This window comes from Jeotgalibacillus alimentarius, from assembly GCF_000829445.1.
Taxonomy (GTDB): Bacteria; Bacillota; Bacilli; order Bacillales; family Jeotgalibacillaceae; genus Jeotgalibacillus; species Jeotgalibacillus alimentarius.
In genome coordinates this window covers 192,481-219,122 of record NZ_JXRQ01000025.1, presented here as the reverse complement: position 1 = coordinate 219,122, position 26,642 = coordinate 192,481, and the positions used below count along the sequence as shown (strand labels likewise).

At 42.5% G+C, this 26,642-nt stretch carries 16 protein-coding genes; 7 read left to right on the top strand and 9 right to left on the bottom strand.

Translation table 11 applies throughout. The features are described 5' to 3' along the window. Positions 1–7 precede the first annotated feature (7 nt). Both KP77_RS13670 and KP77_RS13665 read right to left on the bottom strand, forming a co-directional pair. A complete protein-coding gene (locus tag KP77_RS13670) occupies positions 8–2,875 on the bottom strand; it encodes a carboxypeptidase regulatory-like domain-containing protein (RefSeq protein WP_041123284.1) in 2,868 nt (955 codons plus the stop codon). 401 nt (positions 2,876–3,276) lie between these two features. Beyond that, positions 3,277–4,380: an acyltransferase gene (locus KP77_RS13665; RefSeq protein ID WP_041123283.1), complete on the bottom strand. Its 1,104-nt coding sequence runs from the start codon at positions 4,378–4,380 to the stop codon at positions 3,277–3,279. Positions 4,381–4,489: 109 nt separating this feature from the next. Between KP77_RS13665 and KP77_RS17620 the strand changes: the two genes are divergently transcribed. Beyond that, a complete protein-coding gene (locus KP77_RS17620; protein WP_052474233.1) occupies positions 4,490–5,812 on the top strand; it encodes an S-layer homology domain-containing protein in 1,323 nt (440 codons plus the stop codon). A 45-nt stretch (positions 5,813–5,857) separates the two neighbouring features. Here the strand turns inward: KP77_RS17620 and KP77_RS13655 are convergent, their stop codons facing one another. The 4 genes from KP77_RS13655 to KP77_RS13640 form a co-directional block, all read right to left on the bottom strand. Next, the gene (locus KP77_RS13655; protein WP_041123282.1) at positions 5,858–7,405 is read right to left on the bottom strand and encodes a glucosyltransferase domain-containing protein; all 1,548 of its coding nucleotides are present in this window, start codon (positions 7,403–7,405) and stop codon (positions 5,858–5,860) included. A gap of 15 nt (positions 7,406–7,420) precedes the next feature. Further along, entirely contained in the window at positions 7,421–8,338 is a 918-nt protein-coding gene (locus KP77_RS13650; protein WP_041123281.1) for a glycosyltransferase family 2 protein, read from the bottom strand. Positions 8,339–8,342: 4 nt separating this feature from the next. Further along, positions 8,343–8,741: a GtrA family protein gene (locus KP77_RS13645; RefSeq protein WP_235420722.1), complete on the bottom strand. Its 399-nt coding sequence runs from the start codon at positions 8,739–8,741 to the stop codon at positions 8,343–8,345. Positions 8,742–9,000: 259 nt separating this feature from the next. Next, positions 9,001–10,362, bottom strand: a complete 1,362-nt coding sequence (locus KP77_RS13640) for an O-antigen ligase family protein (RefSeq protein ID WP_052474231.1) — start codon at positions 10,360–10,362, stop codon at positions 9,001–9,003. Between the two features lie 334 nt (positions 10,363–10,696). Here KP77_RS13640 and KP77_RS13635 point away from each other — a divergent pair, with 334 nt between their 5' ends. Next, positions 10,697–12,724: an S-layer homology domain-containing protein gene (locus KP77_RS13635; RefSeq protein ID WP_041123279.1), complete on the top strand. Its 2,028-nt coding sequence runs from the start codon at positions 10,697–10,699 to the stop codon at positions 12,722–12,724. Between the two features lie 223 nt (positions 12,725–12,947). Then, positions 12,948–14,210, top strand: coding sequence for an S-layer homology domain-containing protein (locus KP77_RS13630; RefSeq protein ID WP_235420726.1), 1,263 nt, complete (start codon positions 12,948–12,950; stop codon positions 14,208–14,210). A gap of 82 nt (positions 14,211–14,292) precedes the next feature. Here the strand turns inward: KP77_RS13630 and KP77_RS13625 are convergent, their stop codons facing one another. From KP77_RS13625 to KP77_RS13615, 3 genes are all read right to left on the bottom strand, one after another. Continuing rightward, entirely contained in the window at positions 14,293–15,327 is a 1,035-nt protein-coding gene (locus KP77_RS13625) for an acyltransferase family protein (RefSeq protein WP_041123277.1), read from the bottom strand. Between the two features lie 110 nt (positions 15,328–15,437). Continuing rightward, positions 15,438–16,469: a C40 family peptidase gene (locus tag KP77_RS13620; RefSeq protein WP_041123276.1), complete on the bottom strand. Its 1,032-nt coding sequence runs from the start codon at positions 16,467–16,469 to the stop codon at positions 15,438–15,440. Between the two features lie 161 nt (positions 16,470–16,630). Then, positions 16,631–18,895: a S8 family peptidase gene (locus tag KP77_RS13615; RefSeq protein ID WP_041123275.1), complete on the bottom strand. Its 2,265-nt coding sequence runs from the start codon at positions 18,893–18,895 to the stop codon at positions 16,631–16,633. 225 nt (positions 18,896–19,120) lie between these two features. Here KP77_RS13615 and KP77_RS13610 point away from each other — a divergent pair, with 225 nt between their 5' ends. The 4 genes from KP77_RS13610 (at position 19,121) to KP77_RS13595 (ending at position 26,641) form a co-directional block, all read left to right on the top strand. Next, positions 19,121–21,868 carry a phosphodiester glycosidase family protein gene (locus KP77_RS13610; RefSeq protein WP_041123274.1) on the top strand — a complete coding sequence of 916 codons (2,748 nt, stop codon included), beginning with the start codon at positions 19,121–19,123 and terminating at the stop codon, positions 21,866–21,868. A 402-nt stretch (positions 21,869–22,270) separates the two neighbouring features. Continuing rightward, a complete protein-coding gene (locus KP77_RS13605) occupies positions 22,271–24,211 on the top strand; it encodes an N-acetylmuramoyl-L-alanine amidase (RefSeq protein WP_041123273.1) in 1,941 nt (646 codons plus the stop codon). A gap of 143 nt (positions 24,212–24,354) precedes the next feature. Continuing rightward, positions 24,355–25,542, top strand: a complete 1,188-nt coding sequence (locus tag KP77_RS13600) for a polysaccharide pyruvyl transferase family protein (RefSeq protein WP_052474228.1) — start codon at positions 24,355–24,357, stop codon at positions 25,540–25,542. Then, a complete protein-coding gene (locus KP77_RS13595; RefSeq protein WP_235420721.1) occupies positions 25,535–26,641 on the top strand; it encodes a glycosyltransferase family 4 protein in 1,107 nt (368 codons plus the stop codon). The genes KP77_RS13600 and KP77_RS13595 overlap by 8 nt, the downstream gene beginning before the upstream one ends. The last annotated feature ends 1 nt before the right edge of the window (position 26,642 follow it).

Genomic DNA, 26,642 nt, shown 5'->3' with positions numbered 1-26,642 from the left:
TTATTTATTAGTTAGAGATGTCAACAAGCTGAACAACCGGGATTGTTACATCTTCTCCGTCAACTGTGAAGTCACGTGTTGATACTGCATAACCGTCAAGATAGAATGCGATTGTGTAATCGCCGTCCATCAGGTCAACAGAAGTTGCACCATCAGCAAGTACTTCTTTTACAGTGCCATCTTCGTTAAAGATAACTGCTTTAACTTTATCATTTACATCTGCATTGTTTTCATCAAGTACTTTGAAATCTACAGTACGCTGAGAAGCAGTTTCTTCAAGCGTGATTTCAAGCTGAGCTTCTTCGCCAGAAGCTACAGTTGCTGTGCCTTCGTAGTCAACAAAGCTACCAAGTGTTAGATCGAAGTCGTAAGTACCTGCAGACAGGTTTTCGAATGTGATTGTATCCGCAGTAACTGCAGCATCATCTTCATTCCAAGAACCGATTACTGATGTTTCTTCATCTGCTTTTGTAGCATAGTAAGCATCAGTTAAATCGATATCAGCATCTGTCAGGTCAATTGCTTCACCTTCACTGTCTACTGCAGTGATTTCCATTGAAGCGTCTCCGCCATTTTCAAGAAGATAGTTAGTACGCTGTAAGTTGTCACCAGCTGCAACAGTTACTGTAGCAGTATAAGTGTCAACGCCATCACCGCGAACGACAACGTCATATGTGCCAGGATCAACTTCATCTACTGTGTAAGAACCATTTGATGCAACAGTAGTGTCATATGCCAGTTGACCAGCTTCATTATAATAAGCAACTGTTCCGTCTACTGCATCCAGACTTCCAGCTTCACGAACAAACCCTGAAACAGTTCCGGTAGTTGCAGGTGTAGCTAAAGTAATTACTGCATCATCTTCATTAACATCACCATTTTTTACAACTGTTACTTCAATTGAATCGTTTACTAATGTTTTAGATACTGCTTCAACTGTGTAAGTTCCAGCAGAAACACCAGTAAAATTATATGTTCCATTACTAGTTTCAATTGTATCAACAATAGATCCATCTTCATCAAGTAAGTTTACAACTACTGAAGAATTAACTGGATTTGTGCTTTCATCAACAAGTGTACCATCAATCACACCAGCAGCTTCAGCACGCGCTTCAAAGTCAACGTCTTCGTCAGTTACAGTAATTCCTGTGAAAGTATCAGTTACAATGTAGTCACCTGATACGCGAAGTGAGTATTCACCTGGTGCTACACGGTCAAAGTCAGCAGAAATTGTATCGGCAGTAACAGTTACATCTGTTCCGTCTAGATCAGCAACAGGTGTGCCATTTTGTAGGAGTTCAACTTTAACTGCAGAGTCAGTAGTAGTAAATACTTCATTTACTCCTGCAGTACCAACAGTTGTATTTACTTCAAATCCTTCTTCTAGCTCTACATCTACAGTCTGGTCAGCACCTTCAACTACTTCAAACGTTGTATTAGAAATTGCAAAGCCTGCTGCATCTACTACAAGTTGATAAGAGCCTGATTCAAAGTCAAAAGTTTCTGTAGTTGCATCTTCATCTGAACCATTAAACACAGTTTCATTCTCTTCAGTATCGTAAATTGTAATAGATGTAGCAGGCACCTCAGTCCCGTCAGCATCCATAACGTTTACTGTAAGAGCCATTTCTTCAATCTCGTCAAGCTCAATACCAGAAATTGTGTTTTCAACATTCTGGTCATCTAGTGTGATGTCCTGAGTGTAAGATTTGAAGCCGTCAGCTTCAACAACCAGACGGTATTCTCCGCCAAGCTCAAGAACGTTGCTGTCATTATTAAATGTATAAGAACCATCAACATCTTTTTGTGTAAATAGATTTGTCCATTCGCCGTCTTCATCAAGTCCCTGGATTGATACAGTCGCACCATTTACGTCTGCGCCAGTATCTCCATTAACAATGTTACCTGCTACAGAAATATCAGTAGTAACAATCGCTGTTCCAAGGTCACCACTAAAAGCAGTTACAGTATCTTCAAGGATTGTTGTATCTTTTTCAACTGTTTTGTAGCCTTCTTTAGAGATAGTAACTTCTGCATCACCAGCTGCTACGTTCAGAAGCTCGAAGTATCCATTTTCGTCAGTTACAGCTTCCTGGTCACCGATTGAAACGACTGCACCTTCAGCAGGAGCGTCTTCTGAACCTTCCACGATGAAGCCAGAGATCCCTGAAGTGAGTTCTTCTGAATCTTCGTCAATTGATACTTCATAAGCAGCTGTCAGGAATGAAGCCAGGTGGCCACGTGATGTTTGGTCAAGTGGACGGAAGTTAGATACTGTTGTCACGCCAAGGTTAGCAAGGATCTGGATGTCATCCTGGTAGCTTGTGAATGCTGTGTCAAGGTCTTCAACAACAGCTTCGTTATCAGTTTCCACTTCGTCAAGGTTGAAGGCATTTACGATTACCTGTGCCATTTGCTGACGAGTGATGTTGTTTGAAGGCATCAGGTTGTTATTGCTTCCCTGGAAAATGCCTGCTTCTTTAACGATTAGTGAGAAGTTATAAAGCTCTGAGTCACGTGAATCAGCAGTTACATCGTTGAAAGGTTCAACGTTTGAAAGGTCGTTATCTGCAAGGTAGTCTGCAAGATCGCTGTACCCTTCAGATGCGATCACGAATTTACCAAGTGCTTTTACAACATTTGAACGTGTAAGTGCATTTAGCGGTTTGAAAGTGCCGTCCGGATAACCGCTTAATAGACCGTAGTCTACTGCTTTATAGATATTTTCAAAGTGTGAGTTTGTTTCAGGAACATCTGTGAAAAGTTCTTCCTGAGCGTTATATTGTGCTTCTTCAGCAGCTGCAGCCGGTGCAACAGCAGATGCAACAAGTGCAGTCGTGACTGTTCCAGCTAAAAATTTACGATTTACTGACATAGTATAATGTCCTCCTAAGTGTTAATTAAGTATTAAAGTGTGTGCTTGATTGAGGTGTATATACACCTTTAGCATCACATAGATATAATTGTAACGTGTTTGTTATAAAATTAAAGCATTAACTGACTGAAATCCCCAAAATCATTCTTTGCGCTCATATATAAGGGAGGTTGTTTGATCATAATGGAATACCTGAAGAAGTATAGAGATGATTCGATAGTTTGATAGCCTGTTTTTCTTGTAAACTTACTGACTTTTCAGATCGAATTGGTTAAAACTTTAGCTACTGAGATTGTATAATGACTATGGTCTTATAAGTGAATGGTTATGTAATAATTGACTGTTACTCCTTCTGAGGCCACCAACTGTCAGCTATCATAGAAAAAAGCCGAGACAATGTCTCAGCTTTTTGATGGCTCAGGTGATTCTTTTTTAATTGCCGGCAGGTTTCCGAACAGGAACCATGCTTTAGGGAACATGATGTGGCACACTCTGATAAAGAGGTACGTGCTCAGCATGACGAGTGGAAAACGCAGGGCAATATAAATGTTAAATTCCAAAAACGTTTCTGCAACGAGCAGGTTGGACCAGATCACCAGGATAAACGGATGGACGAGATAGAATCCGAACGAATAGATTCTGAGCCGCTCAATCACTGCAAGTACTGGAGAAGGAGCACTCTGCTCAATCCAGGTCCCCATTTTAAATAACAAGTAGCAGGATGTTGCAAAGAATAATAACTTTACAACCGTCAGCATACTGTATGGCATAACCGGATCTTCGAGTGTATAGCTATAATAAAATGCATACGTGTAGATCAGTCCGAATGCAATTGTCATTGCAGTATAGCCAAAGGCCGCTTTTTTATTCCAGAGATGTTTCACTTTCTGATAGTGAACACCAACCCAGCCTCCAAAGAAAAAGCTTCCGAGATAGACCATGAAAAATGGGAAGGTGATGGCACCTGTTTCGTTATTCCACATCGTGTAGAGAAATTCGAGTACAAAACCGATGATAAAGAAATAACGGTTAAAAAACCTGAACCTTTTAATCAAATAAATGAAAAGCGGTGTGAAGAAAAACAGCTGTACGAGAATCATAATGAAGTAAAGCTGATAGTACGAGCCGCCGACTAACAGGTTATCCCAGATTGCACGCAGTCCCTCATATTCGCGGTACCCCATATAATAGGAAAAGAGTTCATAGAAAATGGACCAGACAAGGTAAGGACCGAGAATAAACATGAACCTGCGCCTGTAAAATGTCAGCCAGGTTTTCAGTGTGTAAGGCTTATCCTCATAATTATAAAAGAGTACAAGTCCGCTTAAAAACACGAATACGGCGCCTTCAAATCTCGTAAAACGGTTTAACATCAAATAAATATCATATAAAAAATGATCAGGGGGCACATTAGCCATCGCCGGTGCTGTGACGTGAATCAGCACAACCAGGTTCATGGCAACCACCCTCATAAATTTCAGTGATTCAATTCTTTCCTTACGCATAGTATCTCCTCTGTCAATACATTTTTACTGACTAAGCGTACCACTCAGGATAAGGTTTTGTCACTGTTTGTGATAAACTTGTAGTCATAATGATAAGAAAGGAGAATATATGAAAAAACTTTTACCCGCTTTACTCTTACTATTGATCATTATGCCGTCATTGACAGGACATGGTGCAACATTTTCTGATGTCACGATGTATGAAGAAGAGATCGACTGGCTCGTTGAAAAAGGTGTGATCAACGGATATCCGGATGGCACGTTTAAGCCTGAGGCACCGGTAAACCGTCTGAATGCCGTTCAAATGCTGCTGCGTGATATCGGATTTTCTGAAGAGGAGATCAATGACTTTGAAGGGGAGGACCCTGGATTTACTGATCTGAAGCCTGGTATGTACGGGTATGAGGAAGTAAAGTTTGCCTATTCTCTTAATATCATCGGAGGCAAGACGGATCAGAAGGGAGAGTCGTATTTTGACCCTGCAGGTACACTATCACGCAGTCAGATGGCGAAGGTGCTGGTGAGAACGTATAACCTGATCTCAGGAGATGACTTAATCACATTTACTGATACAACGTCACTGCCTGAAGAAACACAGGATTACATAAGCCGTGTGGCAGCTGCAGGTATTACAACAGGTTATGCAGATGGCAGTTTCGGTCCTTATGAGCAGACGTCGCGTCAGCATTTCGCGCTGTTTTTAAAACGTACATCTGATTATCTATATGAACCCCTGTCAGACACACGTATACATTTCCTTGGCGACGATGAAGGGGATGCTGCTGTGATTGAATTTGCAGATCAGTCAACAGTATTAATTGATGCCGGACTTGATGCAGCAGAACTTGATGATCAGCTGAGTGATATCGGTTTTACAGAGATTGATACATTTGTAGCGACTGAGCTGAGTGATGATACGTTAAATGGGGCAGTCCCGGAGCTGTTTGTAAAGTATAGTATTGAAGAAGCGGTTGACGGAGGCGGAGAAGGCGGGACCGCTTACCTTGAGATGCTAAATGATCTTGGCATCGGACGCACGATCATCGGGGATACTGACTTTATCGCAGGAGACGATAATGCAACATTGTTTGTAGAGGGTGAAGAAAACGGCAATCTCATGCTGAGACTGTGGAATGGTGAAGTGTCAGTGCTGTTTGCAGGCTCTGCCACTGAATCGATGTACTGGAGCATTGACCAGTCATTTGATATCGTGCAGATTTCCCGCAAAGTACAACTGAGGGATGCTGAACTGAATAAAATTGATCCGACGCATGCAATCTTGCCGACGGATTACACGTTTGAAAACTATCGCCATTTAGATCGTAATGGTGTGCTGGTGTTTTCACCACAGGAGCAGTATATTACGACTGCAGTGTCAAACGGGGACTATTATTTCTTTTATGAAAGTCCGCTGAATACCCTTGATGATTAAATGAAACGAAACGCCCGGACTTCCACAGTCCGGGCGTTTCTTCTGTTATTCATAATCCGCAAACTTCACAATCAGCGTATTATCAACGAGCTGAATTGATCCCTCTTCAGGCCATACAGGCATTTCCTGAACTTCAGGCATCGCTTTGAACTCTTCTAATGTATAATCAGAAATCAGGTAATAATCCTCACCGAAGTACGTGTTCAGCATATACTCCATATGTGGAGGATGGGCGATAAATGAATCTCCCATTGCTCCTGTCATTTCAGGAATGCTCTTCCAAACCTTAATGCCGAGATTAGAACGGATATCCGGTGCACCGATGAAACCGATTTGCTGAAGTTCACTATAACCTTCAGTCTGTTCCATCCGGTCAAGCACACGGTTCATCGTTGAAAATGATTTTTCATAACGCAGATTCATGTTGAAATAAGCAATATTAGAGATCACTGCAAAATTATAAATGATGACACTGATCAGCAGCACCGCTATCCATGAATAAGCTTTTGCTGTAAAAGGAATGCGTTTCGCAAAAGTCATTTGATCATAAATGATAATCGGCAGCAGGTAAATTGATGAAATCGCCATTACCATCAGCATATGATATGTCACACCGGGTGACACAAAATACAGCAGATAAGTCAGGAATGGCAGTGCACCAAGACTTCCTATTAACAATGCCAGTTTAGCAGGCTGTTTGTATAGTTGGTTATAAATCACTGCCAGTATAAGACCGATTGTGAGTACGATGAAGAAACCGGTATTTAATAAGCTGTACAGCCTTGGAAATGCATCAGTCACAAATCCATGGAAGAAAAATTCCAGACCGCTGTCCTTGATCTTTCCGAGTGTTGCACGCAGACTCTCTCCGCCTGCCCCAACTTCATTCAGCCCTTGATAATTCGTAATCTGACCGGCAAAAAATGTCTGATAAACTTTAAAGAGAACATAATAAAGACCCATTCCGATTACAGCTACGCCGGAAAAACGCAGAAGCGGTATAAAGAAATCTTTTAGCGTGGATTCTTTTTTCAGTAGCTCTTTAATGAGATACACACCTGCAAACACTAAAAGCATCGTCAGGTTAGCCTGATACGTACCGACGCTCACAAAGAAAATCAATGCTGCCGGAATAAAGCCAAAACGCCATTTCTTTGCGATCACAAGCGCAATCACAGTCAGCAGGTTCGCAAGCATATAAGCGTCTGCAGTAAACATATAAGAAAAAGTAGCACCGACTGTTGGAAAAGCAGCAATCATTCCTGCAGCAATCACAATAGACATCGTTTTCTTTAGATCAAACAAAATTGTAACAAAAACAGCAGTCAATGAAAGATACAGAATAGACAGTGCGCCAATCAGCCAGGGAAGGTCAAAATACGAGCTGATCCCGGCAAGTGGACTTAGGAAAAACCGTCCCGATACAAACTTTTCCTGGGTGTTATACACATTAATCAGCCCATCATGATTAGGCAGCGTATTCGTCATCACATACATATGCGTTAGAAAACCGATAACAGCAGCGGCAATAAAAGCAATTTTCCATTCCCTGCGTATATGGTTCTTCATCCATTTCAATAAATCCTCAGGCATCAGAAGGCTCCTTTATCAATTTTTCTCTTTCACTAAATACTGCGGTCTCCGCTTCGTCTCATAATAAATCCTGCCGATATATTCCCCGATAATGCCAAGGAACAACAGCTGAATACCACCAAGCAGAATAATGGCTGAGATCGTTGTAAAATAACCAGGCGTCTCCACACCATTGATGAAATAATTCACAAGTGTAATCAGGATATAAATGAACCCGAACATCGTAATACCGATCCCGCTGTATATCGCAATACGGAGCGGCTTATTATTAAATGACAGAATGCCATCCATCCCGTAATTTAAGAGACTCGCAAAACTCCACTTACTGGCACCTTCCACACGGACCTGATTTTCATACTCAATCATCTTTTCATGGAAACCAATCCACGAAAACAGTCCTTTTGAAAAGCGGTTATATTCTGTTAAAGAAAGCAGTGCATCAAGTGCCTGTCTGCTTAAAAGCCTGAAATCACCTACACCATCTGTGATCTCAACTTCAACAAGCCTGTTAACAAGCTTATAATATACATTCGTTAACTTACGGCGGGTGAACTTCTCACCGGCACGGTTCCGCTTCGCAATGACCTGATCATACCCATCCTCAAAATGCTTCCACATCATCGGAATCAGAGAAGGAGGGTGCTGAAGATCAGCATCAATCAGGACAACCGCATCACCCTTTGCATACTGGAATCCTGCTAAAATCGCAGCCTCTTTCCCGAAATTTCTACTGAACGAGATATAATGAACGTCATCGTCCTGCTCAGCCATCTCTTTTAAAATGGGAAGCGTGCGGTCACGGCTGCCATCGTCTACAAATACATATTCAATGTCAGCAGGAACCTTTTCCATCCATTGTTTTGTCTCATCATAAAACTTCTGAACTGTTTCCTCTTCGTTATAACACGGAATAACAATACTTAACGTTTTCACCGGATCAATCCTTTTCCGTCTTCAAAATTTTTCTCGAAATCACAAAGGTAAACGGTATCGCAACCCCGGAAGCCAGCAGCGGTGCAATCTTATTATCAATCTGCATCCACTCGGTCAATATATATAGCGCTCCGGTTGAGACCGAAATATTAACGACATACGTAAGTGGGAACTGAAAAAATTTCCGCCAGCTCGGCTTTGTACGGTACGTAAAATACGTATTCAGATAAAACGACCCCACCATACTGATCAAAAACGCCAGCCAGTGGCCCACAATATAATGAATCGTCAACACTTCCGTAAAAAGCAAATACCACAAATAATAATGAAATGTATTAAAAAAACCGACCATAATAAACTTTATCGTCTCATTCTGCATCAGTCTTCCCATTAACTGTTCCACATCCAAACCTCACTTCTATGAAATCATCTTTTCTATTGTATCAGCCAATATTCTCCAAGCCAACCCTGACTATTTTAGTGGGGACGGAGTTACCACTCCGCCAACTCTGTCCCCAAAACCAGCGGGGAGCACAAAAGGCGAGAGAAGAGAGGGAGCAAAAAGGGGACGGAGTTACCACTCCACCAACTCTGTCCCAAAAAAATAGAGTGTAAACTCCGTCCCCAAAAAACAACCCGGCACCAAAGGCACCGGGTTATGTTCATGCATGCTGCGTTTTCAGGTGGTGATAGAAATATGCGGCGACGATGGCCAGGTAAATGCTGACACCCGGCGCTGTGAATACGTGGCCTGCAAAGTGTGCAATTCCAAGTCCGAGCACGATGCTTGAGATGACAAGTGCATAGTGCGGGAAGAAGATGGCTTTGAATTCTTTCAGTACATTTCTGACAGCTGAGAATCCGATGTACGCGATTGGCAGGAAGTAAAGGATCGCGCCGATGATCCCGACTGAATAGAAGACATCGGAGTAATCCATTTCTATCATTTTCGGAACTTCTTCAAAGTTACCGGCATATCCCATACCAAACACTTTCTGCGTGATAGGTGCTTCTGCATAATACTCACCAAACTGGTTCAGGAAAAGATCCCGGTTACTTAAGATCAGACTGTTCAGGTTACTTTCGTCTTCTTCAACAGGCTCTTCTACCTGACCGTCTTCAGGCTCCTGTTCCTTTTCTTTCTGACGCTGATCCTCAAGCAGATCAATATGTGCGTATGTGTTCATAAAGACTGGTGTGAAAGGTGTGACTGCACCAAGCACAATCAACAGGGCAAGTGTGAATGCAGCACTGACTTTCAAGTTACCAAAGTGTCTGACTTTAGCAATGAGTGCGAATACTGCGCTGATCAGACCCATCACGAGTGTAATCGCGACTGCACCATAACCAACTTTTGTACCGATCATGATCAGTGAGAAGCTGACTAAAATAAATGGAATCCAGTAAGCAAAGTCTTTTAATCTTTCTGTTTTCAAAATAGCAAAGTATAGAACAATCGGAAGAATCATGGCGAGTGATGCACCAAGTTCATTCCCTGCAAAGAACCAGCCAGTAAAACCGGTCTTCGTCCACTCGTATGCTTCAAGACTTGTACCTGTTAAAATAGCGACCACCATGACGATACCGATAAAGATCGCGGCAATCATCATGTTGTGGAAAAATACTTTTGCCAGGTTCAGATGTTTTGAGAAATAGCGGAATAGGAAAACAAAGTTCAATAATACAACATTAAAGTATGAAAGCTTCACGAGGTATTTAATTTCTTCACCAAAATAGAATAGTGGTTTTTCCATATAGCTGACACCAAGGTTGATCAGCAGGAATACACCCCATGCAAGCAGATAAATCACTGCAAATTTAGCGATTTTACTATTTTTCCAATTGATTAACAGGAAGAGGGCGCTGACACCCATGTAAAGCACTCTGATCAGGACACCGACTGTCGCGCTGATCTGAAGCTGTGTGATACTGAACGTTGTGAGCACATCAATAACTGGCTGAAGTGCGATGAAATAGAAGAAAAGCAGTATGATTTTTTCATTGGTTTGTAACGACTTGAGCATAGTTTCATTCCTGTCCTTTTCAATAATGATGGAGATTTATATCGCGCAGATTTTCATCTGTTCCTTTAGTTGAGCAATCCACTTAATAATAGCGGATAAACACAGATGATATCAATACATAAATGAAAATACAAGACAATCTATTCACTCAGTGTAAATAATTCGTGAACACTTGTAAAAAATGAATCTGTTTTCTTTCGTAAATCGTCTGTATAGAAAGTCCTCTTTTTTGTAAAAAAACAGCTGAAAAATGCTGTCTGTGTGATAGGATAGAAGATAGGTAAATTTGTAAAAAGTCATGGCATCAAGATACACATAAAGGGAGTGCAGGAGAATGATAAAAAGCAATATTGCAGTGAAACTATTTCTTTCATTGCTGCTGATTGTACCATTGATCGGATCAGCCGGTCAGGTAAATGCAGAAGATGATATCACCGGCCATCCGATGGAGGAGCAGATCAGAGCGCTGATCAGCCAGGATATCATGAAAGGTTACGATGACGGATCATTTGGCGCGTATGATAAGATCTCACGCGTACAATTTGCTTCGCTGATCTCAAGGTCTTTGAACTTAGAGCCTGATACCACACAAAACTTCAGCGATATGCCGTCTGATGAAGAAACCATCAATCGCATCCAGGGAGCTGCCGGAGCCGGTATTATCACAGGCTATCAGGACGGTACATTCCGTCCATACCAGCAGATCTCACGCGAGCACATGGCGGTTATGCTGAAACGCGCGCTTGATTATCTTCAGGTTGATGCTGAAAGAGCAACGCTTCGTTTTGCGGATAACGATCTGATTAATAAGGATTACTTAGAGCACGTATCAGTGAACGTTTACTATAAAATCATTAATGGTAAAACGATTAACAACCAGCAGTACTTTGCGCCAAAAGAAGCATCAACGCGTGGACAGGCTGCTAAAGTAATCTATGAATTGCTGAACACGATTAAGGCTGAAACAGAGCCTGTTCCTGATGAAGAAGATCCTGAAAAGCCTGGAACGCCAGAAGAACCTGAAGAACCAGAAGAACCGGCAAAACCGGAAGCAAGGTACGGAATCGGTTCATTCACAGCAGCAGGTGAAATGTTTGTGGAGAGAGAATATGCCACATATAATGAAGCACTCAGCGCTTACAAAGGAAGTTCAGGTAAGTATCTAACATTTGGTGAATCAGTGATTAAAATGAATACGGGAATTGCGTTAACTGTACCTTCACCAACAAGTTCATTAACGAATGTATATAATGAATCAATGACATCTGCATGGACATATGTAGTCAATGACACTGAGCTTCGTTACCTTGATGCCGATCAGGATAAGGTAAAGGTTCAAGTTGGAAACAAAATCGGTTATGTAAAGCACAGCAATGTAAAGCTGATTCCGTTCAGCGTACTTGAAGACCGTTCGAGTTATTCTGTCAATGCTTCAGGTGAGCTTGTGCACCGCGTATACATGAACAGCAGAGATTCAGCTGCAAGCTATATCGCCGGACCTGCACCTGACAGCCTTGTCCAGGGACAAACGTATTACAGCTGGGATGGTGCAACGTTCTATGACGCAAATGGAAGACAAGTAGCGGAAGGGTATCAATACTTCCAGCACCTTCCGGCAAGAAGCACCACAAATTATACAGCTGAAGAAATTGATCAGTATATTATTGATGAGTTAAAGAGACTAGAAGAACGCAATCCAAACAGCACGGTCTATAAAGACGCTTATAAACGCAGTAAGCTTGTTGGTCTTGGAAAACATCTGAAAAAGGTTGAAAAAGAAGAAGGTGTAAATGCACTGATGATTCTGGCTCTTGCACAGCACGAGTCAGCTTACGGGATGAGCGAACGTGCTCAGACTTATAATAACTTGTTCGGACTGCGCGTCTACGATGATAATCCTGCAAATGATTATTTCGAAACGGTACAGGACAATGTGGACGAGCTCTTAAATGAATTCTGGAATAAAAACTATATTCCACCGACAGGTCCTCATGCAAATGGGGCAGCATTCGGTCATAAAGGTTACGGCTTTAACGTGAAGTACGCTTCAGATCCTTACTGGGGATCAAAAGCTGCCGGCCACATGTACCGCATTGATAAAGCTTTAGGTGGAAAAGACCTTAAGAACGCAGAACAAATCGGTATCACAACAACAACAGGGCTAAACATTAGAACAGCACCTGAACTGACCGACCAAACAAAACTGTTCACATACCCGAAAACCGATATGCCAGTCATCATTAAAGGTGAAGCAACAGGCGCATCGGATATCCCGTGGGTCAAAATTATATCAGACGTAGGTGTAAATAAAGAAGCTTACGTATCAGGACATTATGTGAAAGTATTGCCGATTGTGAAATAAATCAGTGAGAAACCCGCTTCTATGGAGGCGGGTTTTTTGGTGCGGCACAGGAGGGACGGAGCTTGTTGTGTTATTTTTGGAATCATTCTAATAACGGTACAGCAAGCTCCGTCCCTGGTGTGCCACCGCTTTCAAAAACTAATTTTCCAAAAATTTTTCCAATGTCATATTCGCGTAGTATAATAGAAAAAATGAGTAAAAAGGGGTGTTATATTTGAAGAAAGTGATGTCTGCTTTGATGAGCCTGACTTTGTTGTTTGCTGTATTTTTGCCTGGTGCAGATGCGCATACGCTTGAAGAGCCGATTACATATATTCCACTTGGCGATTCGTATGCTGCCGGGATTAATGACCAGAGAGAGCTAGATGTCGGCTACAGTGATTATATCGCTCAGGATTTGGCGAAGAGAGGGAAGCTTGCGGAGTACACAAAGGAATTTACTCGGTCTGGTTTTGATTCAGTGGAACTGCTTGAGGATCTTAAGACGAATCAGGAGTTAAGAGAGAAGCTGAGTGAGGCTGACCTGATTACGCTCTCAGCCGGCGGTAATGATCTGTTGGGAATCCTTAATATCAATGAAGAAACTGGTGAATTATCATTTGACCGTGATGAAATTGCTAGCGTATATTTTGCACTGAATAATCGTCTGGCGTCATTACATGAGGAAATCAATGCGATCAATCCGGACGCAGACGTCTATGCCTTTGGCTATGCTTTCCCACTCCCGGCGTTAGACCAGGTACAAAAAGAAGCATTTTACGATACCTTTGAGTTTTTAAATAACACGATTAAGCGTAAGGTAATTGAAGCAGGCGGAAAATACATCGACATCGACACTGTATTTGGCCGTGATGCATTCCAATGGTTCCCGAATCAGTTCGATATCCACCCGAATACAATCGGTTATCGCGTGATGGCGAATGAGTTTATTGATACGTATCATCATCCGTTAACGTTCAGTGATGTGTCTTCCACTCACTGGGCAAAAGAATATATTGACGGTCTATCGAAGAGACTGATTGTAACAGCTGATGAAGAAGGCAAGTTTAATCCAAATGGAAAGCTTACAAGAGCTGAAGCGGCCCAGGCCCTTTATAACGTACTGTATTTAGATGAAGAGCTCGAGGAAGTGCCTAACCCGGGCTTCAGTGATGTACCTGTTACGCATCCAAATTACGATGCAATTGCAGCACTTGCTGACCTTGGCATTTTTGTACAAGCAGAAAAGTTTAATCCGGACAATTCGTTATCACGTGCACAGATGGCAAAAATATTTGATATGACATTTGATTTGCCTGAAGGTGAGCCTAAATCTTTTACAGACCTGCAGGGTAATTATGCATGGGCAGCACCGCATGTTGATGCCTTATCGAGTGCAGGATATGTATCCGGGTACGATGATGGTACGTTCCGTCCAAACCAGTCTATGAGTAAAGCACAGATTGCAAAAATCCTTCAGCTGTTGCTTGAGGATAGGAAGTATTAATTAATTAAACAGAAAAAGCTGTGATCAGAATCCTGATCACAGCTTTTTCTAATTAAACACATATATAATAGTAGAAACTCGTCTATCTTCTCAACTGTCCGATTAAAAATTGTGAGCCGGGAATCCATTTCAGCACCCAGGAGATCGCGATACTTGCCACCACACCAAACACAAATACGCTTAATGTAAATGGAATCACAGACAGCTCATATGGCACATACCTTGCGTAGACCTGAAGGAGCAGCATATGAAGCAGGTAAATTGCAAAAGAGTATTTACTGATGACTTTTATCAGGTAAGGAACCTTCTTAATGTAGATAGAAAACGAAAGCACTGTCATAAACAACAGGATTGTATAGATTAATACATCATTCCTGCGGGATGAAATACTTGTAGGGCCGTCCATCACGTTATAAATACAATAAAGGAGGGCGATAATTGTCAGTATAATAAAACCCGGGCCAGCCTTCTTTAAGAAAGGCTTAATCTCTGCAGCATATCTCCCGGCAAAATAAGCGACTGTAAAGAATGCCAGCCACCCCGGGAACAAGATGATCCCATAATGATTCCAGATCAAATCCCAGTTGCCGCCCGGAGAAGAGAAGTTTTTGAAAAACAGGTTGTAAGCCATTGTAATTAAAATTGATAAAGAAATCATCAGATAAGGGTTTAAGTATTTATGAATCCGGTTAAATATAAAATGTAGCACATAAAATTGGAAAATAATTAGAATAAAATAACCGTGCCAGCTGGCATACAGGATAAAGTTGAAAGCACGGTCAGAAATGGCTTCCCATGTAAATGTGCCAATCAAACCGAAATACCCGGCATAAATAAATGGGATCGTAAAGTAGGGAATAAGAATATAAGAAATTCTTTTTTTCCAGAAGCCGCCTGGTACACGGTCAGGGTAAGAATAGCTTAATATGTATTCGGACATCATGACAAACATAGGTGTTGCAAAGATAAATGCGATCTGAAGCATTTTTGCCAGTTCAACTGACTCTTCAGGCAGATCATAAGTAACAAGCGCCCTTGAAAGGGAATGTACCCACACAACGCTCAAACAGGCAAAAGCCCTTAACCAGTCTATGCCGGCAATACGTTCTCTGGCCAACGGAAAAAACCTCCAATCAAAACATGTCAATGCATTATAACATGTATTTCTTCAATAAAAAAAGCTTCACCCGGAAGAATGAATCAGCCGGATGAAACTTTGAGATAACATTATTTAAGTGAGCGAGTCAGGAATGCTGCAAGCTGGCTGCGGTTTACAAGTTCGCGTGGAGCGAATGAACCGTCTGCTTTACCAGTTGTAATACCTGATGCTGCAAGTGATTGAATTGCTTCATAAGCATAGTGATCTGAAGGCAGATCAGTAAACTCTAATTCTGATGAAGCAGCTTTAAGGTTAAATGCTCTCGTAAAGATCAACGCCATGTGCTCTCTTGAAAGCTTTTCAGTCGGGCGGAAGTTGCCGTTCTGATCGCCTGTGATAATACCTGCTTTGTTGACTGCATTGATTGCGCCGCGTGCCCAGTAATCTGAAGCAACATCGCCGAATGGTGTTGCAGTGTCAATACGCGCCAGTCCAAGCGCTTCGACAAGGTATGAAGCTACTTCAGCACGAGTAGGGTTTTCATAAGGACGGAAGTAAGCTCCGCCGTTTTTACCGTACATAATGCCTTCTTTCTTTAAATACGCAATATCATCATATGCCCAGAAGTCTTTTGTAATATCAGCATAAATACCTGAGTAAGATGGTGCTGCCTGTGCAGTCTGTGTAGGTGACCCATCGAATGATCCCACTCGCTTAGCGCCTACATATCTTGATCCCCAGTAGTAAGGGTCGTTAATAGAATCAATGTTAATACCTTTGTATGTGTGTGCATGAATAAAATTAGAATTACCTATGTAAATTCCAACGTGTGACACACCGCTTCCGAAAGTGTTAAAGAATACTAGATCTCCGGCCTGCAGGTTGGATTTTGAAATACTTGTTCCAACGCCGTACTGTGCGCTTGATGTTCTAGGTACGGAAATGCCTGCTGAGTTTTTCATTACATACTGAACAAAACCTGAGCAGTCAAAACCTGAAGGAGATGCTCCTCCGTATACGTATGGTGTTCCTAAGAATCTCTTGGCATAATTCGTGAGGTCTGATGCAGATGCTGCCTCAGCTCTGTTGTTGTCAAGGGCCGCTGGAATAAGTAACGTAAGGGCTAAAAGTAATACGAGCGTCTTCTTTAATAACTTCAAGTTCCGTACCTCCAAAAGTAGTGTTTCTGAATCTCGAAAAAATCAACTAGGGAAATCATAGCATAATAACTGAAAATTTCGTTTTACAGTTATGTAACAAAAGATTGCAAGACTGTCATAAATGAAAAAGAAGAAGCCGGTGCAGGTGCACCGGCTTCTTCTTAATTTGCGTTCATATACTGCTGAGCCCTTGTCATCATTGCAGAAAACTGAGCTCTGCTGATAGATTCATATGGTCTGAATTGAGTTTGATTTGTAACAATTCCTTTTGAAACTAATGCAGAAAGTGCAGAAAAAATTTCATTTTCAGGTGAAACATCTGTAAATAATAGATCTATGTCACTATTTGTCTCATCAAGTTGTAACGCGCGAAACAGAATTAAAGCCATCTGTGATCTTGAAAGCTGCTGACCAGGTTTGAAAAGGTCATTTTCATAGCCGTTAAGCACGTTTTCATGGCTTGCTGAGAGGATAGAGTGCCTTGTCATAAAATCGAATGATTCGATATCTTTGAAAGATGACTGCATCGAAGGGAGTGTATCCCATTCAAAAAGTCTATTCATCATCAATGCTGCATGCCTTCTGCTGATTGGCGAATCCGGACGGAAAGTCCTGTCTTCATAGCCGTTAATGATACCTGTTGAGCTGGCCTGCATAATTTCTTCGTAAGCCCAGTAGCCATCAGGGGTGTCACTAAATGTAAAACTTGCCTGAGCATTTGGCGCAAGATTCAAATATTCCTGGTGCAAAATCTGGTTTCCGTCAGTAATGGCTGTAAACAATTTAAATGCGGGCTGAACTGGTGCATCAATCTCAATTGACTGATAGCTGTTATTGATCTCACCACTATAAGCCTCGCTACCATTTACAAATACCTGAAGCTGACTGCCGCTCAGACTTTCCTCTGTCAATAAGTGAAACTCATTTAAGCCGTATGGTTGACCCTGACGGTAATTCATCCATTCCATCTCTGGAGTTGAAGTACTTTCCCAGGCTTCAGGAAGATACTGAACGATTCCATTCCCTGACCAGATGTCATATCCTTCAGTCATGATATCTTTTGAACTTCCAAACAGCTTTTGTCTGATCGAAAGCAGTGATTCTTCAGGATATTGATGTTTGATAAGGGCTGCTGCGCCTGTTACAAATGGGGCAGCCATGGATGTACCGTTCATCTTCCGGTAGACAGGGTCAATATAAGTGCTGAGCACTTCAAATCCGGGTGCGGTCAGGTCAACCTCCCAGCCGAAGTTGGAAGTGCCGACTCTTTTCATTTGCTGGTTCACACCACTCACTGTAATGACAGTCGGATAAGAAGCAGGGTATACGTCTTCTGTTGAAGCGTTATAGTTGCCTGCGGCCGCAATAACAGGGATTTCATGAATGGCTGCTTCCATCACTGCATTTTTAAGCAGCTCCGTTTTTCCTTTTCCGGCAATGCTAATGTTCACCGCGCTGACATTTAATTCAATCGCATCATATAATGCCTGGCTGATCTCAAAATCAGTGCCTGCTCCTCTGTTATTGAGGACTTTCATTGGAAGGATATCAATCGGTGCATTTCCGAATACGCCCGATGTCCCGAGGCCGTTGTTATAGCATGACGCCAAAATGCCGGTAACATGTGTACCGTGCCCATAAGTATCCTGTGCCCATGAATAAGCTTCCTTCGTATAATCCTTACTTAGACTGTAAAGGATGTTCGAACAGAAATCTTCATGAAGTGCCACACCGGAATCGAGTACTGCGACGACCGGGTTATTTACACCAATGAGTGATTTTACATTAAATAAAGCAGGATTCTCGTTTTCATCAAGTAATGTCAGGTGAATCTCTGTAATTGATTCTTCACTTGAAACAAGTAAATCGAGCTTTGAAAACCTTCCATAATTCATCCCGATCAATTCACCGTTTTGATCTTTAGCCTCAATTCCCCAAAGTGTTTCACTGTCATCAATCTCTACTGAAATGCGTGACAGTTTCTGCTCAGGGAAAAAGGTGATCGTCTGCGCATCAAATTCACCGTTATTTGTACGTGTTTCTGATTCATTTACGATAAGCGTCTGATCCTGTAACAGATTCTTACCTGCTTCTGGATAAAGTTCCTGAATAGATGACTGGTTCACAGCTGACAGACCCCACTGGTCGTCTATGTAAACATCAGGAGTGATTTCTGCGTTTGCCTGTTTGGAGACGTTGCGCTCAGCACGTTTGATCAGCGGATGTTCAGGTACAGGGCCGGAGATTAAAAGTGACTGGGGAAGTTCTCCTGTCAATTGATCTTCAAGCAGTGTCTTTATTGTTTCTTTATGTTCGGGCTGGTCAAAATAGAGAATCCATTCTTCGTCTGAAGCACTGACAGCAGGGGCAAAAAGCGAGAGAAATAGAGCAGAAATGAGTATGGAACCTATTAATCTGAAAGTCACGCAGACACCTCCGTTCTTTTGCGTGTAATTATCCTATATTATAAAGCATTTACCCTTAATATATGACATTTACACGTAAAATATTTCAGAATTATTTCAAAAGAATATCAAAGTCATATCAATGTAACATATAATATGTCTTTTATCGCATTGATGTTTCAACAGTCATCTACTAAAATGGAAAAGGTTAGTAGTTCATCTCAGACAATACATTTGGAGGTTTACATGGTACAAAAATCTTTTTCTACTGTTTTTCGTCCCTTAGCCGCTATAGTAGCCGGCTTAGCCATAGCGGGTGCTGCAGCAACTGACGCGCAGGCTGCATCATATGAAGTGACGCCCGGGGTGCAGCATACCCAGTCTTCATTTTCAATGAATGCCAGAAACCAGGTTTCTAACATTCTGGATATTGATACGTCATCACCATACATAAGTGTTGACCTTGGTGTACCATCACCGCTTACTTCTCTTGGCACTGTACAGACTCAGGCAACGAGAGAAACCGAGAATCTCTATCATATGGTTGGTGCAGTAAATGCATCTTTCTTTCATTTCGAAACAGCGATGCCGTCTTATTTAGTGGCGGAAGATAATAAAGTCGCAACTTATGGTGTTATATCAGATGGAATGGCTGAGTATATGAGTGTTCCTTCTGCATTCGGTGTGAATGCACAGGGTAAAGCTCAAATTGATACTTTTAAATATGATTCAAGTGTTTCATTTAATGGTAAAACGTTATCTGTCTCTTCAGTAAATAAAGCCAGGAAAGCAAATGAAACAATTATTTATACACCATCATGGAGTTATGATGAAACGCGTGCCAATGAGCATGGCGTTGAAATTACAGTCAAAGGATTATCAGGCAAACTTGAAAATGGAGGAGAGCTTGGTAAAGAAATTACTGGAACAGTTGAAAACGTTAAGCTTCCAGGCAGAACATATTCAACCAAAATTCCTTCTGACGGTTATGTCATCTCTGTACACGGCACAAATGTATCGCAGTATACATCTTTAGAAAAAGGAGATCAGATTACCCTTGAAATGGATGTTGAAGATAAGTGGAAGAATGCTGAATATCTGATCGGAAGCGGTCCGCTGCTCGTGCAGAATGGCAAAGCCGATATGACGATTGACCCTGCAAGTTCGCGTGCCAGACAGCGTACTTCAAGAACAGCTGTCGTGACAGATGCGACTGGTGAAAAGGTAAAACTTGTGACAGTGGACGCGACGTCATCAAGTGCCGGGATGACACTTCCGGAATTTTCACAGTATCTTGTCAGTATTGGCGCATATCAGGCGTTAAATCTTGATGGCGGCGGATCTACAACGATGGTTACGAGACAATACGGAAATGCGTATCCATCTATGATTAACAGAACGCCAACGGGTAATATGAGATCTGTTTCTACTATATTAGCTGCTGTCAGCAAAGCACCTTATACAGACCCGGCATATATGTCAGCAAAAATCAGTCAGAATAAGGTTGCACTTGGAAGCAGCGCAGAACTATCGGTTAATTATGTGTCAGACTCAAATCGTCACAATCTGGCATTTAAACAAGAAGACGTTCAATACGAATTAGAAGGTAATATTGGGCGGATCGAAGGACGTACATTCATTGCGGAAAACAAAGGATCCGGTACGATAATTGCAAATTACCGGGGAGTCACGCAGCGTATTTCAGTTGAAGTGACAGACAATCTGAAAACTGTGAAGATCGTACCGACTGCAACAGTCATGGCACCAGGAACTGAACAGACATTTAAAGTAAATGGTTTTGACCAGAATGGCAATGCAGTAGGGGTAGATGCGTCAGCTGTCAGCTGGGAAGCGTCAGGCAGCGGCTCGATCACTGCAAATGGAACATTCACAGCCGGAAATGCCGGTAAAGCTGTGATTAAAGCAACAGTCAGAGGCATCAGCGGCAGCCTCAATGTAGAAGTATTTGAAGGTGCGAAGAAGCTGGATGCACTTGAATCTGCAAGTATCTGGAAAGCATCATCAGCGCGCGCAGAAGCATCTGTTTCTTTCCCGGGAAATAACGTGTCTGTTCCTGTCAGAGAAGGCAGTTCAGCACTTAAGCTGACGTACGATTTCTCTAAAGGGGAAGCTGGTACTGCAGCCGCATATGCAAATGCATCTTCAGTCTCAATAGACGGTAAGCCGAGTTACATTGGCATGTGGGTATACGGAGACGGCAATAACCACTGGCTGAGAGGAAAACTTTCAGATGCAGCAGGACAGGCATATACGATTGACTTCACAGAAGATGGCGGTCTTAACTGGTCAGGCTGGCAATATGTCAGAGCAAAAGTGCCGGCTTCAGCAGTTGCGCCAATTAAAGTGAATCAATTATATGTAACTGAACCGAACGCAGCAAAGCAGGGTGCAGGAGCCGTATACTTCGATGACCTGAAAGCTGAATACGGCGATGATTACACAGAAGCACTTTTCAGAGATATCCCGAATGATTACTGGGCGAGAGATCAGATCGGTTATCTGACAGACCGCTCACTGATCACAGGTTATCAGGATGGAACATTCAAGCCGGTTACAACCTTAAGCAGAGCACATGCAGCTGTCCTTCTGACAAGAATGATGGATCTGCCGACTGATAATGTAGTGGATCCTGGCTTCACTGATATTGATGAAAGTCATATCTACTTTAAAGAAATTGCTGCCGCTGCCAATGCAGGCATTATCAGCGGTAAAGCAGACGGCACGTTTGACTCGGCTGCATCCCTTACAAGAGCTCAGATGGCTGTCATTCTGACAAGAGCATATGGATTCGACGGAATGTACCAGCCGGTCATTAATGATGCGCCTGAATCGTTCTGGGCACATAAAGAAATTCATGCACTTGCTGAAGCAGGTATTACTGTACCGTATGAAGGTAATAATTTCAGACCGAATGAGTCAGTGAACCGCAGTCAGTTCAGTACGTTTATGTATCGTATTTTGACGATGGAATGATTACGTTAATGAGTTTTAAATCTAATGTTCTAGTAGTGATGGTTTTATACTAACAGAACCACTTAGAGGCGAACTGAGCGGAAGGCGGCGACTCCAGCAGGAGAAGTCGGACAGGTGAGACCCCGCAGGTGCGAAGCGGCGAGGAGGGACGATTGAACCGGAGCCAAAAAGAGGCTCATGCGGAAAGCGTCCGCCTGAAGCGAAGTGAGCCGTTTAAACAAAAAATGGTAAAATAGCACTGTTTTTCGTAATAGCAGCTAAACATATACCCTATTTCAACGATAATAAAACTAGATTCATAGAAAATCGTTTTAAAAGACTGCAAATCCGTCATAGCCAATAAGAAAATAGTTTGCTAGAATGACCATAGTCGATGACTAAACCCCGAAAGGAGAAAGCGGATTGAGAAATGTAAGCAGGTTTTTGATATTAATTCCGGCTCTTATCTTAGTATTTAGTGCTTTGTCAGTAGGAAGTGTTTCAAAAGCCTCCAGCGTATTCAGCGATGTTGATTCAGATTTTTGGGCGAAAAGTGAAATTGAATATTTACATAGTTTAGGAGTTATTTCCGGCTATGAAGAAAATGGTTCCACACTTTACAAATGGAACAATAAAGTAACGCGTGCACAGGCAGCGAAAATGCTGGTTGTTGCAAGCGGCAGCGTGGAACTGAATGTTTCTTCTGCCACTTTTGACGATGTCCCTACAGATCACTGGGCATCAGGATGGGTTGAAAGAGCTGTCAGACTTGGTATCTTCACAGATGGCAATGATAGCTTTAACCCGAATGCAAATCTGTCTAGAGCACAGATGAGTAAGATTATTGTAGAAGCGTTTGACCTTGACTTTGCAGCAGCAGCTCAGGAGCCGGTGGTTTTCACTGATGCTTCCCAGAGTGAATGGGCAGTCGCTTATATTAACGCTTTGTACTATAACGGTATCTCTAACGGCAGTAACAATCTTTTCAAACCGTTGTCAGACGTTGACCGTGCACAGTTCGCAGCATTTATGAGCCGTGCTTTGAATGATGAGTATAAGCTTGCAGTTGAAGCGCCTCAGCCGGCACCAGAACCTGACCCAGCTCCGGATCCGGAACCAACACCTGAGCCGGAACCACAGCCTGAACCGGAACCATCTCCGGCTGATCCTGTGATTGCAAAACTTGTTGTAAAACAGGATGATTTAAATGTCCGTTCAGGACCAGGTACAGCACATGGTATTCTTGGTACTGTTGATGAAGGAGATCGCTTAAACGTTTATGACCTTAACGGCGACTGGGCAAAAGTTGATTTCAATGGAAAACAGGCTTATGTTCACCAGTATTATGTAACATTTTTAGACACACTTGGAGACGCACTTGGTTCTCCAACGGATACTGCTCGTGTAACTGATGCATATGAATTGAATGTCCGCTCAGGTCCTTCATCATCTGCTACAGTTGTAGGGAAAATTAAAAACGGTACGACTGTAACATTGTTCGGAGGGACAGGAGACTGGGTAAGAGTTGAACACAATGGTCTTCCTGCATTCATCCATAAAGGATACATCACAATCAATGTACCAACACCGGAACCGGCAACTTCACTTTCAGGTAAAGCGACTGTAGCTTCACTGAATGTAAGAGCTGGCGCAGGCGTTTCGCATCCGGTCGTAACAGTATTAAATCAAGGTGACCGCGTTGATGTTATTTCAATCAGCGGCTACTGGGCAGAAATTAAGACAAGCAGCGGAAAAGTTGGTTTTGTTAATAAAACTTATCTGAAGCTGATCAATAATGCAGGTAACATCTTAAAAGACCGTATTATTGTCATCGATGCAGGACACGGGGCAACAGATCCTGGTGCATCAGTAAGCGGTTATACTGAAAAAGCAATTAACCTGGAAGTAGCACGCCGCGTCGAAGCGAAACTTAAATCAGTTGGTGCCGATGTAAGAATGACGCGTACGAGTGATGTATTTCCATCACTTCAGGATCGTGTAGATTTTTCTTATAAAAACTATGGTGAGATTTTCGTGAGCATTCACGCTAACGCGATCGGTTCAAGTTCTGTATCCGGAGCGGAAACTTTCTATGATGTTCAATACAATGACAACACAACTGAAAGTTACCACCTGGCAAATGAAGTGCAAAAAGAAATTGTTGCACGTGCAGGTATGAAAAATCGCGGTGTGAAAACAGAAGCATTCTACGTTCTGCGCAATCAGAATATCCCGTCAATCCTTGTAGAACTCGGATTCATGACAAACCCTTCTGACCTTGCAAAGCTGACAAGCTCTAAGTATATGGAAATTTATGCTGAAGCTGTGTTCAGAGGAATCGTAGACTACTATAGCCTTAAGTAATATTGAGACAGTCCGGTCATGATGACGGGCTGTTTTTTCTTTGGGTGATAGTTGCTGGCGTAGACCCGGGTCAGACCTGCTTCTACGCCCCGCTCCCAAACTGGTTCTTTTTTATGTTTTGTATGCTGGAGTAAATTGCTATAATGGACGTATTGCACAAAACAGAGAAACCGGGTGATGACACGATGAGAGTCGCAATTGCAGGAAATTATGGACACGATAACAATGGGGACGAAGCAATATTAGCCGGCATGCTTCAAAGTCTTGAAACCTATGCCGGGATCAGCCGGAAGGATATTACGGTGTTCAGTAACTACCCGCATAAAACGATTGAAGAGCATCAGGTGAAATCAGCACCGCTGCTCGTCCGGAAATCAAATAAGCTGGTTGCAGCAGCTTCTACGCTGCGTTCACATATGAAAGTCTTAAAACAAATTGATCTGTTAATCATTGGCGGCGGCGGACTGCTGATGGATCTGTATAAACGAGATGCGCCGGTCTATGCAAGTATTGCGATCATCGGTAAAAAACTTGGCTGTGAAGTAGCTGTATGGGGAGTTGGGGCAGGACCGATCACTACGCCTGCAGGTACGATGCTGATTAAGCAGATCACGAATGCCGCTTCTATAGTGACAGTCCGTGATGAGGATTCAAAAAAGCTGCTTGAAAAAATTGGCGTCACAAAGTCAATTGGACTGACGGCAGATCCTGCATTTGGGCTTATTCCTGAAGTACCTCGAAAAAAGACGGAGCAGATCAAGCGTGTTGCTGTTACAGCGGTACCTTATTACAGCAGCCAGTACTGGCCTGTGCATCGTGAAGAGAAATACCAGGCGTATATTACGTCATTTGCGCAGGCGCTTGATAAGCTGATTGAGGAAAAAGGGATTGAAGTAACTTTTTATGCGACTAAATATCCGCAGGACCTTGAAGTCGTCAGAGATATCAGGCTGAAAATGGCGCATGATTCAAAGATTATCGATAAAAATATGAAGCCGCATGATCTGATGAACTTCTCTGCTGAGCAGGATATTATAATCGGCACAAGGCTTCACTCATTAATTTTAGCGGTGAGAACGGGTACGCCGGTTATTGCGGTTGGCTACCATGAGAAGGTTGGTTCATTCTCGAAACTGATTGAGCAGCATGATTATTACACAGGGATTGAACAACTATCAGAATCTACACTGACCGAAAAGGTTTCTTTAATGGAAGAAGACTGGCACGCTCATCAGGAAACCGTACAGAGAATCGCAGAAAATTTTCATGCGAAAACTGCTGCATTTCCCGAGACACTTAAGCAGCGGTTTGGAGGAGACGGCAATGCCTAAAACAATTACAGTCATCACGAATATGTATCCATCCACTGCCCATCCGACGTTTGGCATCTTTGTGAAGAACCAGGTGGAAGCACTGAAAGCTGAGGGTTATCAGGTGGATGTCATTGCGATTAAAGATCCGCGCGGCGGTAAAGTAAACGCCCTGAAAAAATACGGCATCTGGGCATTGAAGAATCTTATTTACCTGATTACTAAAGGAAAAAAGACAGATGTCGTGCATGCCCATTACGTTTTTCCGAGCGGCCTGTTCGGTATGCTCTATAAAAAGATTTATAAGACGAATATGATCGTCACAGCACACGGCGGTGATATTGATAAAATGGCAAGAATCTCACCTGTGACGCACCGGATGACGAAAAATATTATTAAAAACGCTGACCACACAATTGCAGTCGGCAACCAGCTGTATGACACGATTGAACAGGAATTTGGTGCGCCCCGTCAAAAGCTTGAACTGTTGAATATGGGTGTAAACCGCTCTGTATTTAACATTCATGAAAAGCAGCAGGTGCGTAGTAAGCTTGGCATGAATCAGCAGGAAAAAGCCGTTCTTTATGTCGGCAATATCATTAAACAAAAAGGCTTATCTGAATTAATAGAAGCAATTGATATACTGAAAAAAGATGGGGCATTTGATCAGGCGAAGCTTTATCTGATCGGAGCGAAAAAAAGTCCCGGGTATTTTACTGAACTTCAGGAAGAGATTAGTAAACGAAACCTTGATGATGTGGTAAGATATGTAGGAACGAAAAATCAAAAGGAACTGGCTGAATGGATGTCAGCTTCAGATGCGTTTGTCCTGCCTTCTCATATTGAAGGTTTTGGGCTTGTGGCGCTTGAAGCGATGTCATGCGGCACACCTGTGATTGCAAGCCGTACTGGCGGTTTGCCATATTTACTGGATCAGCAGGCAGGACATCTGGTCGAACCGAAAAACGCTGCTTCACTGGCAGAGGGAATTCGGACTGTACTGTCAGATCCTTCTTACAGGGAAAAGCTGCGGGAAAATGGATTAAAACGTGCAGCGGAAAATGACGAAACGCGTGTCATTCAGAAGCTCGGGCAGCTTTATTTTCCTAATGGAGGGTAAC

Excerpts from the sequence above, each read along its gene's own strand:
- KP77_RS13670 (WP_041123284.1), bottom strand. The coding sequence starts at position 2,875 with ATGTCAGTAAATCGTAAATTTTTAGCTGGAACAGTCACGACTGCACTT.
- KP77_RS13665 (WP_041123283.1), bottom strand. The coding sequence starts at position 4,380 with ATGCGTAAGGAAAGAATTGAATCACTGAAATTTATGAGGGTGGTTGCC.
- KP77_RS17620 (WP_052474233.1), top strand. The coding sequence starts at position 4,490 with ATGAAAAAACTTTTACCCGCTTTACTCTTACTATTGATCATTATGCCG.
- KP77_RS13655 (WP_041123282.1), bottom strand. The coding sequence starts at position 7,405 with ATGCCTGAGGATTTATTGAAATGGATGAAGAACCATATACGCAGGGAA.
- KP77_RS13640 (WP_052474231.1), bottom strand. The coding sequence starts at position 10,362 with ATGCTCAAGTCGTTACAAACCAATGAAAAAATCATACTGCTTTTCTTC.
- KP77_RS13635 (WP_041123279.1), top strand. The coding sequence starts at position 10,697 with ATGATAAAAAGCAATATTGCAGTGAAACTATTTCTTTCATTGCTGCTG.
- KP77_RS13610 (WP_041123274.1), top strand. The coding sequence starts at position 19,121 with ATGGTACAAAAATCTTTTTCTACTGTTTTTCGTCCCTTAGCCGCTATA.
- KP77_RS13600 (WP_052474228.1), top strand. The coding sequence starts at position 24,355 with ATGGACGTATTGCACAAAACAGAGAAACCGGGTGATGACACGATGAGA.
- KP77_RS13595 (WP_235420721.1), top strand. The coding sequence starts at position 25,535 with ATGCCTAAAACAATTACAGTCATCACGAATATGTATCCATCCACTGCC.